Raw genomic sequence first — 14,485 nt, forward strand, 5'->3', positions numbered from 1 at the left:
TCTCCTTTAGGCATATCCTAAAAAATATTCAGGTAAAACGGGACGGTCTGCGGCAACGTAGGCACCGAATATTCTTGAATCACGGTTATGTTTTTTTGTTTTTATAGTCTTTATTTTTTGTCTTAATGAGCCTTTATATTCGAGTTCCATCTCTTCTATGATGCCTTGCGTATAGCCATAACCGCGAAGCGATTTACAGGCAATCAGGTCATACAATTCAAGACGCGGATCAGCCCACAGTGAGAAGGATTCGGAAGAAAAAAAGTGCCGGTAAAAGTAAGCGCTTGAATGCAGAATATCTTTTGCAATTGTATCGCTTGCAAGAGAACCGACCGAAAGATTTTTTATGATTTCGCCGTTTTTTTGAATATCGGCTTCGTTTCGGGCAGTTATGGTTTTTGATTCTTTTCCGGCAATGAGCCTGTTACCGTAAATGATACAGGTGAGCGTTTGCGGCACGGCCGTATAGTTCCATACTTTTATATGTATTCCCTCTCCCGTTTTGCGATGAGCAAATTCAAACGTCCGTGCAATAAACTTATTGGCAATTTCAACACGAGAAATTGATACGGCGTCCTTAATTGATACCGTACATTCAACGGGTATATTTGGGAAATTATGTTGTAATATGTCGGTATACAACGGGGAAGGCGCTTCTCCTGAGGGTACAACGTATTCTTTAGGGCGTGCCGGAACTTCAATATTTTCGGTTTTGAGTGTAATTTCAGCCGGTTTTTGCTTTACCATGACGGCAACGGTGAGCTGTTCTTCGTCGTTACTTTCTTGAAATACCCACACTGATACAGTGATTTTTTTTGCCTCATAATCAACTGTAGTGTCGTATTCGCGTATGGTAGTTACATATCCGTCTGAAAATTCAACTCCTGCAAAGTTATCCGGAAGTACAAATTCCAAAACCGTACTCGGTTCCTGTTCCGCCCCGGGTATGCGGTCAATGAGCGGAGTCAACAGCCATTTATCGGGGTATTCCCGCACCGGAATATCTTTATACATCACAATCTTTTTATTTTTGACAACAAAGGATTGTTCATATTCGTCTTTGGTGTAAGAAAGGTTTATTATATTCGGGGAATTGCTTGCCGCGTTTCCAGATGCGGAACTGTTATATTCGTTTAGGTTAAAATAGCGGCACGGATAACGGATAACGCCATGCCGGGACGTTATCTTTTTTACCTCAAGTGCGGTGCCGTCCAAAGAAACGGAACAAAAAGCATTTGATAACACACATAACTTATTGAGCAGTGCCGATGCCGTTCCGTTGAGAGAAAACATATGGAGCTTTATCCTATCGAGGCTCGGATCAATGCGCGGCGACAAACCGAGCGCACGGGCAGTTTCGCCGAACATGTGTTTTGTATCGGTATCATCAAAAACCCCGAGTGAAAGATACTGTGATTTATGGACACCCACATAATCTTGAGCTTTTATGTGTACGGTCGGTTTTGCTTCTTCGGTTTTTACATCGGTTATCCAGTAAGTACCGAAATTATAAATAAAATTGTCAGCGGTATTTTTTTGTTTCAAAGTGAGATGAGCCTTGATACTGGTATTTGAATTAAAAAAGCCGGAAACGGGACTGATCTTGTTTTGGCTGTCGTATGTTCGCAGAATGTTGTTGAGTGTTACATCGAGCGATTTTATATACAACCGGCCGATGGACGCTTCTTTATTTTCCGTTTTTTTAACGGATTGCTTAATGCTGATAATATCCTGATTTTCGACTTTGAACTCGAACCCCGGGTAAAAAGCGACAAGCCATATTCTACGGTTCGGGGTATGTTTTTCAATATGAAGAACAATTCTGTAGACATTTTGGCAAGGTACATCAAAGTCAAGACGCGAACGTGTATTACCGATTATGTTATATTGCGCAATGGGTGTGCCTTGATTGTCCTGTAATATGACGGCTGCACTATCGATAATGCGGTCGGGATTGGTAACAAGAGTAAAGCGCTTGGTTTCAATATTGGGTACATAAAGAGTTATTGTATCGCTTACCAGCCCCAAATTGTCGGCCTTTTTCCCGATATAGCCGATACGCGCATAGGGGCGCTTCGTTACGCGACGACGGCGGCCGTCTGCATGGATCATTTCAGCATGCGGAAATACACGGCGATTTTTTGGCAAATTCGTAAAAGCTCTGTCCTCGATATGCGACAAATACGGGTAGACTATTTGATCGGGGACACAGCCGCGTACGGCATTCGGGGACTGTATTTCCACCGCTTCCGCTTGCACGGACAAGAAAGAAAAAATAACGGAGGCGTTGTAGCTGCGGTTATCACCTCTGATTACATGCTCAACAGCATCGCGTACATGTTTCACTTTACGCGCTCCCATAGTTGTACGGTTATATTTTTAGGACGGGTTTCGCTTGTTTTTCGAGTATTATTTGCACCGCTCGATTGAGGATATTCACTGCCATCTCCTGCACAGCGCCAACCGGCAGGACCGTTACGTGCAGCTCCCGTTCGCACACGATATGTATGCGTATGTTCCTGCAGGGCATCCATTTGAGCGCCGCCTTCTTTGCCTATTCCGTCCGTATAGGAAACAGAGGTGTTTTCGGAAAAGACTGCGGCATTACCGCCTTCAATACGCAAAAAGTCGCCGGGAAAGCGGCTTGATACGTTTTTCCATTGTGCCGTCGGGTGCGGGTAACGTTCATGCGGTTCCGGATCTCCGGGAAAGCGGACATATTTACTGCCGACAGGCGGTATGTTAGGATCGGCTTTATTGATAAGTTCCAAAGCTTCGGTTATTTTTGCAAGCGAGAAAACGATGTTGTTGTAATTTTGGTCGGTGATAGGATCATCGTTACCGATGGATTCGGGGCGGCGGTTTTTCAGGTCTGCAATGATATTTAAAAGGTCGGATTTTAGCATAGACGATTCCTTAGTTTAAGTTTACGGTTATTCCGCTGTAGATAAATAAGCCGTTTTTACGGGTTTTAAATGCGTATTTAATCGGCTTTACAAGGTCTATTGTTATTGCTTTAAAATGATTTTTAAAATCGCTGCCGGCAACGGAAGGTATCGATTGTTTTTTTATATACAATTTTTTTTCTATACCGTATGCGGCATTTTGTAAGGCTGTAATAATGTCAAGAATTGTTTGAAAGTCTTTTTCCGTAAGGAACTCATATTTGATAGCAGCCGATTCATATTGACGTATAATATCTTTACGTTTGTGCCCGTCTACAGTAGTAAATGTTGAGGCAATTTCCTGTTGTGCAATTTCAAGAGAAAATCCTTTGGGTAAGGGGAGAAAGGTGTTTTCTATTTCAATAAAATCATCGGGATAAAATCCGTCTTTGTATTCCGTTTCAGTCATATCTATTCCACAAACCAATTTTGCCGGGCTTTTTCCATGACCGAAAATAATTCACGGTCATGGCTTCTGAGCACATCCAGTACAACATCGGCACTGTCCTCAATATTATGCGAGAAGGTAAGGCTATAAGACGGAGCGTAGCTAAATTGATTTTGGGCAGCGTTATTTTGTACGCCTGCAGCACGGAATATGCGTTCAAGGTTGGGTGCATTGATAGGCAGTATCAATTCGGGTAAGCCCGCTTCGGCAACAAGACCGGGGTTTCCGCCGGGTAAACCGATAGGAGTGCCGGAAGTTGAGGGCATGACAATACCGCCTTGCGCAAACTTTATCGGGCGCGGGGCCGGCGGTAAAGGCTGTTTGATATAATCAGGCGGTAATGGCTTTTGAGCAACAACAGCAGCTTGTATTCCCGCCATTACAGCTGCAGCAGTATGTGCAGCCCCGCCTATCGGATCGGGGATTGCAAAACGGGCGACAGCGTTGGCAGTTTCCACTGCCGCTTTTATAGATAAGCTCAAAACGCTTTGAGCCTTTTCCCATTTCGCTGCTTCTTGGGCAGCTTTTGCCGATGCCTCTCCGGAGGCATTTTCCGTTTGAATACGAGCCACGGCAAACTCGTGTTCCGCTGCCGACCGCGCATTTAAAAGAGCTATTTCCTGTTGACGTGCTTCTTTATCCCGTTTTTTCTTTTCATCCTCAGCTTTTTTGCGAGCCGCCTCTTCGGCCTTTTTTTTGCGTTCGGCTTCGGCTTGCTTTTCCAGTTCACGCAGCTTTATGATGTTTGTTTCCTGCTGTATGCCCGCATCAAGTTCGGCAAGGTTTCTCTCCGTTTCGGCAATTTTTTTTTCATATTCTTCTTCGCGCCGTTGTTCTTCACGTTCGGCATCTTCTATTTGTTTTTGTTCACGCATGTCCGACAGTTCGTTGTCAATTTCGAGCAGTTTTTGATTACGCTCACGATTTATTGAGGCAAGCGTTTCGGCCGTTTCCTGCTGGCGTCTGGTTTCTTTTTGGCTTATGAGTGTCTTTGCAATGTCGGCAATGCCGTGCATGGTATCGGTGATAATACTACCGATTTGCTGCATTATTCCTGCAATCTTACCGGCGGCTGTCGCAAAAGAGCTTTCAAGTTCCTTACCTGCCTCGGCAGAGGCTTTTCCCAAATTCTTTGCTTGCTGTAACGTTGCTGCGGCTTTTTCTTTATCTTTTTCGGAGCCGCTTTCCGACAGGCGCAAGTACTCTTCCATGAGTTCGTTTTGTTTTTTTAATAAGGCTTTTTGTTTTTCGAGTGTTTTTGTGCGCTCTATTTCTTTTTTGTTGCCGGTGTATTGACCGAGTTTTTCTTTTAATGCAATTTCATCGTCTATTTGTTTTTTAGTCGTCTCCGTGATGCTGTTTATACGATCCAGCTCTTTTTTGTGTTTTGCTTCAGCTAAGGTATCAAGGGCTGCATAGGTGTTTTGTGTTTCCGTCTTTATTGACTGCCCCGATTCGCCGACGGCTTTTGCAAGTGATTGTTCAAATGTAAGGACTCCTTTGCCGTTTTCTTCGAGTGTTTGGGTGGTATTTTCTTTATGAAAGGTTTTTAAAAGTTCCAGACGTTTTTTATAAAACGATTCTTCAATTTTTGTAAGTTCGGCTTGTTCTTCTTGGGTAGACAATTTTCGATCTTTTAAAAGCTGTTTTTCTATGGCGAATTCTTTTTGCAAATGGGCAAGCCGTTTCGCTTGTGAATTATCAGGGGCCTTTTCATCTTTTCCCGTTTCGTCGTTTTTTGCTTCCGGTTCCGCATTCGGAGTAAAGTCCTTTTGGCTAAAATCCATTAAAGCGGCAATGCCTTTTTCGGTTTCGCTGATGTTTGCTTTTAATTTTTCCGCTTCCGCTTGTAATTGCTCTACCGCCTCTTGCGTTTTTTTTATATTTTTTATCGACTGCGGCAACAGATCATACTTTTGCAATGTATCGCCGGTATCCCGTGCAGCGCGTTTCCCGACTTCGCTTTGCCGTTTTTGTAATTCCTCTCCTGCCTGCAGCAGTTGCTCCAGCGCTTTCTTTTTATATTCGAGTTCTTCTTTTTTTTCTTGTGCAACTTTTCGTGCTTTTACAACGGCATTGTCTTCGTCTATCGTTGTTTTGCCGCTTGCCTCATGTGTCGTTAAAAACCCGGAGCCGATAATCTCATTGATTTCTTTTACCAGCTCTTTCATTTTAAGGCTTTCGGCATTGGTCAGTTTTTCTTTTTCGTTAAGCGTTGCATATGCTTGCGCAAGCTCCGATATTCTTTGGGCTCGGACGCTTTCAGCTGTAGAGGCATCGAGTCCTGCAAGGCGGGCTTTGTGCTGCTTTTCCGCAACACGGTCGGCCCATGCGGCAACTTCTTTGAGTGCAACAACCGCTGCTGCAGCTCCTGCTATGGCAAGCACAAAGGGATTTGTTAAGCCGATAACACGAAAGGTTGCTTCCAATGCAAGGGCGGCTTTTCGCGCGGCGATGATCCCTTTACCCAGTGTAAAAAGGGCTGTTGCAAGCGCTGTTGCCGTAATGAGTATTTTACCGGCTGAAACGATAAGCTGCAGTTGGTCTTCATTCAGATTCTTTAAGACTTCGGCAAATTTAAAAGCGGGAGTTAAAAGGTTTTGCAGGCTCGGAATCAGTTCTTGTCCTATCTTTGTCGCAAAAGCTTCAACATTCAAGCGGGCCTGCTGCAGTTGAAAACCGAAGGCGTTCGGGCCTCCGACAGTTGCGTCTTTAAAGGCTTGATCTGTCGCTCCGATTGATTCCTGCATGGCGGTCAAGTCGCTTTTAAACTTTGCAGCTCCTTCCCCTGCAGCATAGAGGGCGAGCTTTCCCGCCTGAGCCGAACCGAACAAATTGCTTATGGGTTCTCCCGTTTTTTCGGCGACACTTTTAAGTGCCTGCATTGCACCGGCAAAACCGCCGAAGCGTTCTATCAGTTCGTTTCCCGTCTTTACACCCAGTTCTTCAAAGGCTGCAAGCAGGCGGTCTTGCGGTTTTTGTAATTCCGTATACACCGCCGACAGTTTTGTTGCAACTTCGGCAGCCCCTCCGATAACACCGGTACCGGAAGAAAAGACTGCAAACATTTCTTCCTGTGTTACACCCAGCGTTTTGCTCATTGATGTTACGCGCTGCATTGACACGGCAAGTTCGGGAAAGTTTGTCTGTCCGAGTTTGACCGTTGTAAAGGCTAGGTCTGATACTTTTTTTTGTGCGGCATTTGTCGTATCCCCGTAGGCTTTGGTTACGGCGGATAAAAGCGATATGGCGTCTTTGGTTGTTGCGCCGCCTGCTGTTGCTCCTTTTGCTGCAAGCTCTAAATGTTTTGCACTGTCGGCAGAATCGCCGAAGGCAGAAATTACTTCGTATAAACCGTCGGTTAAATCTTTGGTTGTTTTACCGACAGCGGGGGACAGTTCAAGTACATTTTTTTGCAGTTCCCGTATGCGTTCGGTTGCACCGGGAATAAGGGTTTGTACGGCGCCGAAACCCTTATTAAACTCGACGGCAAGTTTTGCCGCCGCAGCTCCCAGTGCGGCTATAGCGGCGGTTGCGACTGCCGCCTGTTTTGCAGCCGTGCCGAACAGTGCATTGGCATCCTTTGTTTTTTTTGTAAAATCGTCAAGTTTTTTATTGGATTCGTCGACCGCTTTTTTAAGCCGGTCGGCATCTCCGATTATCTTAAAAACAAGTTCCCTCGCCGCTGCCATTATAACCTCTTTATTGATATAAAGCGACCAGAGCCTGATCGCTTATATGTTCCGTTTCATGCTCTTTGACGATTCCCTTTTGCATAAGGATAAAGTCAAACCCGTTTTTAACCTTTTTTAACAGTGTTTCAAGCGACCAGTTTAAAAGGATTTCTTTTTCACTTATATGATATAAAAGGAGTGCCTGATCTATAAGATTTCCCCAGTCGTTTTTTTTTCATTGCCGCCTGTTTCATCCGTTTCAACATTACCGAGATTACGGATAATAGCCGTAACGATTATCTGATACATGGCGATTATTTGACTGTTGCTCGCATTTTTAAGCAGGTAATCAGCTGTAAAATTTTCGTTATAAAATGAGCAAAAAAGGGAGACGGCTTTTACGTTGTCTTCAAGCAGTTTTTTAGGGCTTTCGTCCGTCTTTTGCTCTTCAATCGATTTGTTATAGGTTTCCAAAAGCGGAATCGACAAACCGGACGGTATATAGCCGACTTCAAATTCTTCGCCCAAGAATTGTACCTTTTCACTTTCTGCCCGTAATGTGTCCAAATTGGTAAAATTGTTATTCATTATAAAACCTCCTAAAAGGCTGCCTTAAAAGATTGTATTTTTAAGGCAGCCTGTATTTATTTCTTTACACTTCCTGACCTTCGCGGTACAAACTGAAAGCTTCCAGTTCAGGATCGAGAATTAAATCCGGATGCGGGGAAAACTCGAATGCCATAGGCACTTCGGCAACGTTGTCCGTATCGTTTTTTGATTTGAGCGTGATACTGTCTTCGGCATCGTAGAAGCCGTACGGGAACTCGAAGGTGCGGCTGATGGTTCTGCCGTCTTCGGTTTTGCGTTTGTTGGTTAAACGCATCGATATGGGCTGTACTACGCCGCCTGAGCCTTTACCCAGACTGTAAGACTTAAGGCGGGCAACTTCATATTCGACCGTTACGGCTTTGGACGCATCAAATTGTCCGCCTGCGGTAAAGGTATAGCCCCACATTCCGCCGCTTCCCCGGTCGACCGTATAATCGGCTGTAACGGCGAGGGTTTTGCTGCCCTGTTTGATGACGATGTTTTCAGGTTTTGCACCGTCATAATTGGCATAGACAAAATCGTAGTGCTTGTCTTTTTCGGCAGTATTGGCAGCTTTGGTGTCGGTTTCTTTGTGTTTTTCCGCCGGTACGGTGGTAACGGTTACAAGACCGTGCATAACTTTTCCCAAAAGCGGTAAGTGCCGTTCCAGCAAACTGAATTCGACTTTTGCCTTTACATCGGTTTGTCCCTTGAGCGGGACGGTGCCGTTGTCGGCTTTAACATCGATTTTACTGGCTGAAAACGATATTTTAATACCGCGGGCAAGCCCCAAATCTTCAAGGTCTTTTAAACTCCACGTTTTTTTGACCTTGTCTACATCGATTTTTTCTTTGGACAGCTCGATTTTTGCACTTGCCAAAACCATGCTGTTCGGATTTTTTGATGCGGTTAAGTCCATCTTTTACTCCTTTAAAATAAATTCTTATATGAACTCGTCCGAATTGAATTCCAATTGGACAAGCCAACTTTCGTTATATGAAAATGAGCGTTCTTCGGTTTCCTGTAAGTCGGAAAAAAGGTCGTCATCTTCTCTGAGTGCCGTATGGTAGGCTATGCCGTATACGGCACTTTCTTCGTTTGTTTTTTCGCGGATAGTAAAACCTTCGGCTTGGTCAAAAAAGTGTGCCAAAGAAACCGAGCGGCTTAAGCAGTCGTTTATGCCCGGATCGCTTGCAGGGATTTCGGCGTAGACGGTTGCCCTAAGTCTTAGGCGTGTTCTGCCGTTCCCGACTATCACAGGGTGCGGTAAAAGGTTTAGCTCCACATGAAACTTTTCGCTTTTTAACAAGGACGGCATTATTACAGCCTGCGTTCCCGTTTGTGTTTGTAAGTGTGCGGCGTATGCTTTGACGGCTTCAAGGAGTTTAAGCTTCATAATATGCTCCTATGCGCTTTTCGATTGCCGCCATGACATCATTAGGCAGGAACATAAAGGGGCGGGCCGGAACCGTTATGCTTTTTTTTAAGATGAAAAGAGCAAAAGCGTTTTCTCCTTCTTTTTTTGCCATAATGACATTGGCGCGTACACGTGTACCTCTTTTGTACGGGCGGTAAACCGCGCACCCGCTTCTTTGAAGCCCCGCAATGACTTCGGCAGCCGACCAACCGTAAGTACGATACAGTGTACGTGTATAGGCACTTGCGGGCAGACATAAGAATTTTGCTCCTTTAGGGCGGATTACGGTTTTCGTTCTTCCGTCTTCGGGGTTATGAATATGTGCATAGGGTACATTCGTTCCGACTACCGCCTCGGTTTCCGTGCTGCGTGCCGTAAGGCTTCTCCTCAATGTTCCTATATCTTTAAGTGTGTTGTTGCCATCTTTTACCGCCTTTGTTAAGGGCGCATTATCGGGCTTTATACCGCTTTCGATATTCTTTTGAATGGCCGATAACGCCATAAGCGAAATCTCTTTCATTAAGGGTTTGCGGTTTGCAATTTTATTGAAAAAGCTTTTTTTTACGTGTTCTTCAATTTCGATTTTTACCTGCATGTACTACCCCTTTTTTGCTTTTGAATGAGCGATAAAAGGAATTAATACTTCCCGTTCTTTTTGAACCGAACGGTAACGGTCGCTGATAAGCCGTTCCGCTTTTTCCATGTAGCCTTTTGCTCTGTAACGGTCGCCGTTGTACAAATACAATTCATAGACGGTTAACGTTTTGATAATTTCGCTTTGCGTTTTACTGTATTTGTTTAATTTTTCGTCCACGAGGAGCAGCATGGTTTCCGCCAAAGCTGTTGCTTTTTCGATACAGTCAAGCGTTACTTCATCCGCGCTGCGGTTTTCGTCCCAGCTTAATTCGCCGTAGAGCTTGGGACTGATAAAATCTTTAATATCGGAAACGGAGACAACGGCAGTATTCTCTTGTGTTCCGGCTGTGCCGGAAGGAGGCTGCCCGGCAGGGCTTACCGGTAAACTGTCAAGATAGTCCATACCTGTTGTCTCCGAAATCTTTAGGCTAAATATTTACGAATAACCGTTTTACTTACCGCAAGAGCGGGAAGCGGTTTACTCATACCGATAATTTTGTATCCGGACGGATCTTTGCTTTCCACCTGTTTGGCAAAAAACGGCAGGGGTTTTAAGCCTGCATCGAAATCGTCCAGCGCAAGATAAAAGAGGGTGCCGGGGTTTGCAAGGTCGATTGTTTGGATCGATTTTGCAGAGACGACATCGGTTAAGGTGCTTGATCCGGGGACGGCATAGGTTGCGCTTATAGGCATAAGCTTGTATTTGCCGAACAAGATGCACCCGTAATCCGTCCACTGGACGGGGATATTGGGGGACGAGGAAGCGGCAATCATACCGATAATTGCCGAATACACATCGGTTCCGACCAAATAGCGGACATCGGTTGTACAGCCGGTTTTGCGCTGCTCCAAAAAGTGCTGCTCAAGGTTCGTCTGTAACACCGCAATGTCTTTGCCGGTGATATCCGTATCGGTCATTTTTTGGGGCTTACCCAAACTTACCTTGTAGGTGTCGAGTGCACCGCCTGCAGTTGCGGCAGGATAGGAGATTTCTCCGGAAAGAGCTTGCGCGCACAAAATCTCGGTAGACACCGAAATGCGGTCGCGCAAGGTTTCAACGGTTTCGTTGAGCTTTGCATTGATGCTTTCGGTTTCTCCGGTAGAAATCATATCGTTGATTTCTTTTGCCGACAAAAATACCGAAGGCTTAAATCCTTCCGGCTGCAAGACATTTATGTCTTTTTTACCTTCGTTTACCGGATACGATGCCGATCCGCGGGTAACAACCGGAACGGCTCCCGTTGTGTTTTCGACTTCGGCGATTCCGATTACCGAGGATGTTTTTTGCTTGCGCTTGCTTTCGGGGAACAGCAAATCCTTAATAGGCGTTTGCGGTTTGGGCAGCGATATAAGCACATCGGTAAGGTGCTTTGTCGTAAAAAACGACTGTAATGTCGATTCAATACGAGGCATAATTATTTTTCTCCTTTGGTCGCATAGATACCGTTTTTACGCAACGCTTCGACCTGTGCGTTGGTAACGGCGGTGCCGTCCTTGAAGGTGAGCTTGTCGCGGTTAACCCTGCCGAAAACGATAACGACCGCAGAAGTATCTTTTGTTTCTCCTTTGACGGTTTCGTTCAACACGGCAATCGGATCTTCCGAGCCTGTACCTTCAAGGTGTTCCAGTTTTTCACCGGCGCCCATTTTCAAAATGGTACCGGCAAACAAATTTTGCATGCCGTCTTTAAGCGGCATGGTGTCGGTAAAAAACTTTTCATCGGCGAGGATATTTTCATCCTTGATGGTAATTCTGCCGAGATTTGCCTTAAACATCTTTTACTCCTTACAATATGGATTACAAACAGCCCATCATTGATTGAGGTGCTGCGGGTGCCTTTGCGCCGTTTTCTCCGGCCGGATCGGACAGTCCGATAACTTCCTGCGTCAACACTTGATCCGGTAAAGCGTTTAAAACATCTTTTAAGAGATCGAAGTGGGTGGTTTGTTTACCGTCCGAAAGGGCAATAGTACCGCTTGCAGGAAGCGCATCGGCAAGGGATAAAACGGCACCGTGCGCACACGGGGGAAGTTTTTCTTTTGCCAGGGCAAGCAGGTTTTCCCGCTTGTTTTTGCGCAATTCGGCCATAAGCGCTTTTGTCTGCGGATTTATATCCGAGAGTGCCAACTCTTCTTCCGGATATTTTTCCGCAATTTTCGCAAGCTTTGCTTTAAGAGTTTCATTTTCCTCTTTAAGCTTTTGAGCTTCTTCCGATGAGCCGCCTGCAGCCCTTTGGTTCGCTTTTTCAAGCTCTGTTTTGAGTGTCTGATTTTCAGCTTCCAGAGCTTCGTTTTTCTTTTTGAGTTCCTCTTCATTCACTGCGGAACCTCCTTTACCGGGTATGCCGTCATCGCTTAATGCGATGACTTTGGTTTTGACAGACGGCAGCATCTGCACGTCCGTTATATCAGATGCCGCGATTGCGGCAAGAGAATCCTTAATTGATGTTCTCAGATTTTTGATTGCAGGCGGTTCTTCGCCCAGATACGCTACATGATGGAGATACAGTTTTCCCGTTTCGGCCGAACGCTTTGCACCGATTGAGCGGTCCGGGAAATAGCCCTGCTCTACGGCTTCGGCAAGGGCATCCTGTTCCTGCGTTATGCCGTACAGGATGCCGTCTTTTAATTCCAAGCCGACAACATCGCCGAAGCGCGGATTTTCGCCTGAAAAATTATGCCCTAAAATAATAGGGCTTGAGTTCATGTCCGAAAAGGATTCACAGATTTCCTGTAAGTCTTTTTCCGTTACCGTTTGCGGATGTTCGGTTGAGCCGAATATACCCGTGCGGGCAATTTCACGTATTCGCGTTTTCATAAGGTAAGCATACGAGTTTACGGGGCAAGAGGACGGAGCGCTGCTAAAGGCGGTTTAAAATAAAAAGCCCCGCACAAAGGCGGGGTTGTATAAAAATCGGTTAGTTGACTTTTTATTATTTTTTTAAATATATAAAATAATCTTTTCCCTCTTTTTCTCGTACAATAATTTTTTGTTTCTCTAAATCTTTTATAAAAGGCAGGATATATCTACCGTCGAGCCCAGGTAATAATTTATATATTTCTTTCTGTCTTATTTTACCGTTTTTTAAACTATCAAATATAACTTTGTTAATTTTTTCTTTATCGGCAAGATATTTTTCTTTATTTTTCAGAGTTAAGTTTATCTCCTGTAAGTAATCAGAAATTTCTATCTCAGACAATATATTCAAATTCCCAAAATATTGAATTACATTTTTTACAATATCCGCATTCATATTATAGTTTATTTCAGAATCTATTTGACTTTTTATATCTTCTTTTAGCCTGCCTTCTGTAATAATATCGGAACTGCATATACCTTTGAATGTTTTATCTCCAATGTCGTTAATCCCAATCTGAAATAGATTCATTAAGGTGTAGAAAATAAAATCTTTATTGCAGTATTTAATGTCTGAAAATTCTTTTTTTATATTTTCTATATTTGCAATAATTTGATAACAACAATTTAACGATTCGTAATATTTTTTATTGCGATATAATACACCGGCTTTTTCTGTTAATTCAAAGTATCTACGTGTTGCAGTATTAGGAGATACGCTATATTCATAATCATTATCTCCGGGTTCCTCTTTAGTTTCCACTTTCGGGGTAGTGTTTGCTGTTGTAATACTAGTCAGAATATAGCCTATAAATAATAAAACTACCAACAAAGAACCGATAAACAACAATATAATCATAGTTATCCCCTTGATAATAAATTATACAGAAAGAATAAAGTTCTGTTCATAAAATTCTTATGATCAGTATACTCTTTAAGTTGTTTTTTATGAAGTAGTAATTTACTTCCATTCGTAAATTTCTTATTTCTTTAGTTCTAGTGGTTTCTTATCACACACAGTTATATATTTTCCTCTTTTTAACGGTTTTTTAATACCTTTTTGCGGCTTTTTTGTAAAATCCGAATAATGTGCCGCCGAAGAGCAAAACGGTGCAACGGCGGCATTTTTAGGCTATCGGTACATAAGGCGATTTTCATGCATCCATGCCAGTACTCTGCCGAACAAATGAAAGGCGGATGACGATGCGGCATCGTCCTGTTTTATGACTTTTAACAGTTCCGCTTCGGTTAAATCTTTGTTCAAAACCGAGTATACATAGATCTCTTTTTTCAGACGGTCGAATCTTAACAGTTTACAGTATACTTCTCCGTCGAGCGCAAAGACATAAATATCATCACGGAGGTTTTGCGAGGGATTGGCATCGAACAATACAATATCCCCGTCCATAATACCGACACCCGCCATTGAAACACCCCGTACACGGAACGCATACGGGCGGGCATTTGCAAGAGAAGGAAAGGCTCCCAGCGGTTCTATGTAGCTTTCTACAGCATCGGATTCTTCCCAGTTTTGTCCGGGGCCGCAGGATACCGTTTGACGTAGCAGCGGGATTTTTGTACTGCCGTTTTTAGCCGGCAATGAACCTTGCGTTTCGGTGGTTTCCTGTAAAAAGGGGGTGCCTTCTCCTGTAAGGAGCCAACTTGCATTTAAATTAAAGGTTTTCACCAAACGAATTATATTTGCTTTACTAGGCTGTCTCTCCCCTCTTTCAATATTACTAATATCAGTTTGTGATATTTTAGATTGCTTTGCGAATTCTGTTTGTGCTAATCCTAATGATTCCCTAAAAGTCTTAAATCTAATACATATATCCATACTCATTCCCTTTTATTACAAAATGTAATAAATTATTACATTTTGTATTGACATATTGCAAAACGTAATATATACTTAAATTAC

At 43.8% G+C, this 14,485-nt stretch carries 14 protein-coding genes; all 14 read right to left on the reverse strand.

What is annotated here, in order from left to right; genetic code table 11:
* Nucleotides 1-6: 6 nt before the first annotated feature.
* The 14 genes from V1L52_RS10045 to V1L52_RS10110 all read right to left on the reverse strand — a co-directional run bounded on the left by V1L52_RS10045 (nt 7) and on the right by V1L52_RS10110 (nt 14,407).
* Nucleotides 7-2,346 carry a hypothetical protein gene (locus tag V1L52_RS10045; protein WP_428769288.1) on the reverse strand — a complete coding sequence of 780 codons (2,340 nt, stop codon included), beginning with the start codon at nt 2,344-2,346 and terminating at the stop codon, nt 7-9.
* Nucleotides 2,343-2,906 (reverse strand): hypothetical protein, encoded by a 564-nt coding sequence (locus V1L52_RS10050; RefSeq protein ID WP_428769290.1) that lies wholly within the window; start codon nt 2,904-2,906, stop codon nt 2,343-2,345. The genes V1L52_RS10045 and V1L52_RS10050 overlap by 4 nt, the downstream gene beginning before the upstream one ends.
* 10 nt (nt 2,907-2,916) lie before the next feature.
* Nucleotides 2,917-3,354, reverse strand: a complete 438-nt coding sequence (locus V1L52_RS10055; RefSeq protein WP_428769292.1) for a hypothetical protein — start codon at nt 3,352-3,354, stop codon at nt 2,917-2,919.
* 2 nt (nt 3,355-3,356) lie between these two features.
* Nucleotides 3,357-7,085 carry a phage tail tape measure protein gene (locus V1L52_RS10060; RefSeq protein ID WP_428769293.1) on the reverse strand — a complete coding sequence of 1,243 codons (3,729 nt, stop codon included), beginning with the start codon at nt 7,083-7,085 and terminating at the stop codon, nt 3,357-3,359.
* A gap of 189 nt (nt 7,086-7,274) precedes the next feature.
* Nucleotides 7,275-7,655 (reverse strand): hypothetical protein, encoded by a 381-nt coding sequence (locus V1L52_RS10065; RefSeq protein WP_428769295.1) that lies wholly within the window; start codon nt 7,653-7,655, stop codon nt 7,275-7,277.
* Nucleotides 7,656-7,719: 64 nt separating this feature from the next.
* On the reverse strand, nt 7,720-8,574 hold the full coding sequence (locus V1L52_RS10070) for a hypothetical protein (protein ID WP_428769296.1): 855 nt from the start codon (nt 8,572-8,574) through the stop codon (nt 7,720-7,722).
* Nucleotides 8,575-8,598: 24 nt separating this feature from the next.
* The gene (locus V1L52_RS10075) at nt 8,599-9,051 is read right to left on the reverse strand and encodes a hypothetical protein (protein WP_428769297.1); all 453 of its coding nucleotides are present in this window, start codon (nt 9,049-9,051) and stop codon (nt 8,599-8,601) included.
* On the reverse strand, nt 9,041-9,667 hold the full coding sequence (locus tag V1L52_RS10080) for a phage virion morphogenesis protein (RefSeq protein ID WP_428769299.1): 627 nt from the start codon (nt 9,665-9,667) through the stop codon (nt 9,041-9,043). Before V1L52_RS10080 ends, V1L52_RS10075 begins: the two co-directional genes overlap by 11 nt.
* 3 nt (nt 9,668-9,670) lie before the next feature.
* Nucleotides 9,671-10,111: a hypothetical protein gene (locus V1L52_RS10085; protein WP_428769301.1), complete on the reverse strand. Its 441-nt coding sequence runs from the start codon at nt 10,109-10,111 to the stop codon at nt 9,671-9,673.
* Nucleotides 10,112-10,131: 20 nt separating this feature from the next.
* Entirely contained in the window at nt 10,132-11,121 is a 990-nt protein-coding gene (locus tag V1L52_RS10090; protein WP_428769302.1) for a major capsid protein, read from the reverse strand.
* 2 nt (nt 11,122-11,123) lie between these two features.
* The gene (locus V1L52_RS10095; RefSeq protein WP_428769304.1) at nt 11,124-11,483 is read right to left on the reverse strand and encodes a head decoration protein; all 360 of its coding nucleotides are present in this window, start codon (nt 11,481-11,483) and stop codon (nt 11,124-11,126) included.
* Nucleotides 11,484-11,505: 22 nt separating this feature from the next.
* Complete coding sequence (locus V1L52_RS10100) at nt 11,506-12,525, reverse strand: hypothetical protein (RefSeq protein WP_428769306.1); 1,020 nt, start codon at nt 12,523-12,525, stop codon at nt 11,506-11,508.
* A 115-nt stretch (nt 12,526-12,640) separates the two neighbouring features.
* Nucleotides 12,641-13,423 (reverse strand): hypothetical protein, encoded by a 783-nt coding sequence (locus V1L52_RS10105; RefSeq protein WP_428769308.1) that lies wholly within the window; start codon nt 13,421-13,423, stop codon nt 12,641-12,643.
* Between the two features lie 273 nt (nt 13,424-13,696).
* Complete coding sequence (locus V1L52_RS10110) at nt 13,697-14,407, reverse strand: XRE family transcriptional regulator (protein ID WP_428769310.1); 711 nt, start codon at nt 14,405-14,407, stop codon at nt 13,697-13,699.
* Between the last annotated feature and the right edge of the window lie 78 nt (nt 14,408-14,485).

The organism is Treponema sp. HNW (assembly GCF_050320395.1).
GTDB lineage: Bacteria > Spirochaetota > Spirochaetia > Treponematales > Treponemataceae > Treponema_C.

What these genes read in the sequence shown, in the direction of transcription:
- V1L52_RS10050 (WP_428769290.1), bottom strand. Translation starts at nt 2,906, where the DNA reads ATGCTAAAATCCGACCTTTTAAATATCATTGCAGACCTGAAAAACCGC.
- V1L52_RS10055 (WP_428769292.1), bottom strand. Translation starts at nt 3,354, where the DNA reads ATGACTGAAACGGAATACAAAGACGGATTTTATCCCGATGATTTTATT.
- V1L52_RS10060 (WP_428769293.1), bottom strand. Translation starts at nt 7,085, where the DNA reads ATGGCAGCGGCGAGGGAACTTGTTTTTAAGATAATCGGAGATGCCGAC.
- V1L52_RS10065 (WP_428769295.1), bottom strand. Translation starts at nt 7,655, where the DNA reads ATGAATAACAATTTTACCAATTTGGACACATTACGGGCAGAAAGTGAA.
- V1L52_RS10070 (WP_428769296.1), bottom strand. Translation starts at nt 8,574, where the DNA reads ATGGACTTAACCGCATCAAAAAATCCGAACAGCATGGTTTTGGCAAGT.
- V1L52_RS10075 (WP_428769297.1), bottom strand. Translation starts at nt 9,051, where the DNA reads ATGAAGCTTAAACTCCTTGAAGCCGTCAAAGCATACGCCGCACACTTA.
- V1L52_RS10080 (WP_428769299.1), bottom strand. Translation starts at nt 9,667, where the DNA reads ATGCAGGTAAAAATCGAAATTGAAGAACACGTAAAAAAAAGCTTTTTC.
- V1L52_RS10085 (WP_428769301.1), bottom strand. Translation starts at nt 10,111, where the DNA reads ATGGACTATCTTGACAGTTTACCGGTAAGCCCTGCCGGGCAGCCTCCT.
- V1L52_RS10090 (WP_428769302.1), bottom strand. Translation starts at nt 11,121, where the DNA reads ATGCCTCGTATTGAATCGACATTACAGTCGTTTTTTACGACAAAGCAC.
- V1L52_RS10095 (WP_428769304.1), bottom strand. Translation starts at nt 11,483, where the DNA reads ATGTTTAAGGCAAATCTCGGCAGAATTACCATCAAGGATGAAAATATC.
- V1L52_RS10100 (WP_428769306.1), bottom strand. Translation starts at nt 12,525, where the DNA reads ATGAAAACGCGAATACGTGAAATTGCCCGCACGGGTATATTCGGCTCA.
- V1L52_RS10105 (WP_428769308.1), bottom strand. Translation starts at nt 13,423, where the DNA reads ATGATTATATTGTTGTTTATCGGTTCTTTGTTGGTAGTTTTATTATTT.
- V1L52_RS10110 (WP_428769310.1), bottom strand. Translation starts at nt 14,407, where the DNA reads ATGAGTATGGATATATGTATTAGATTTAAGACTTTTAGGGAATCATTA.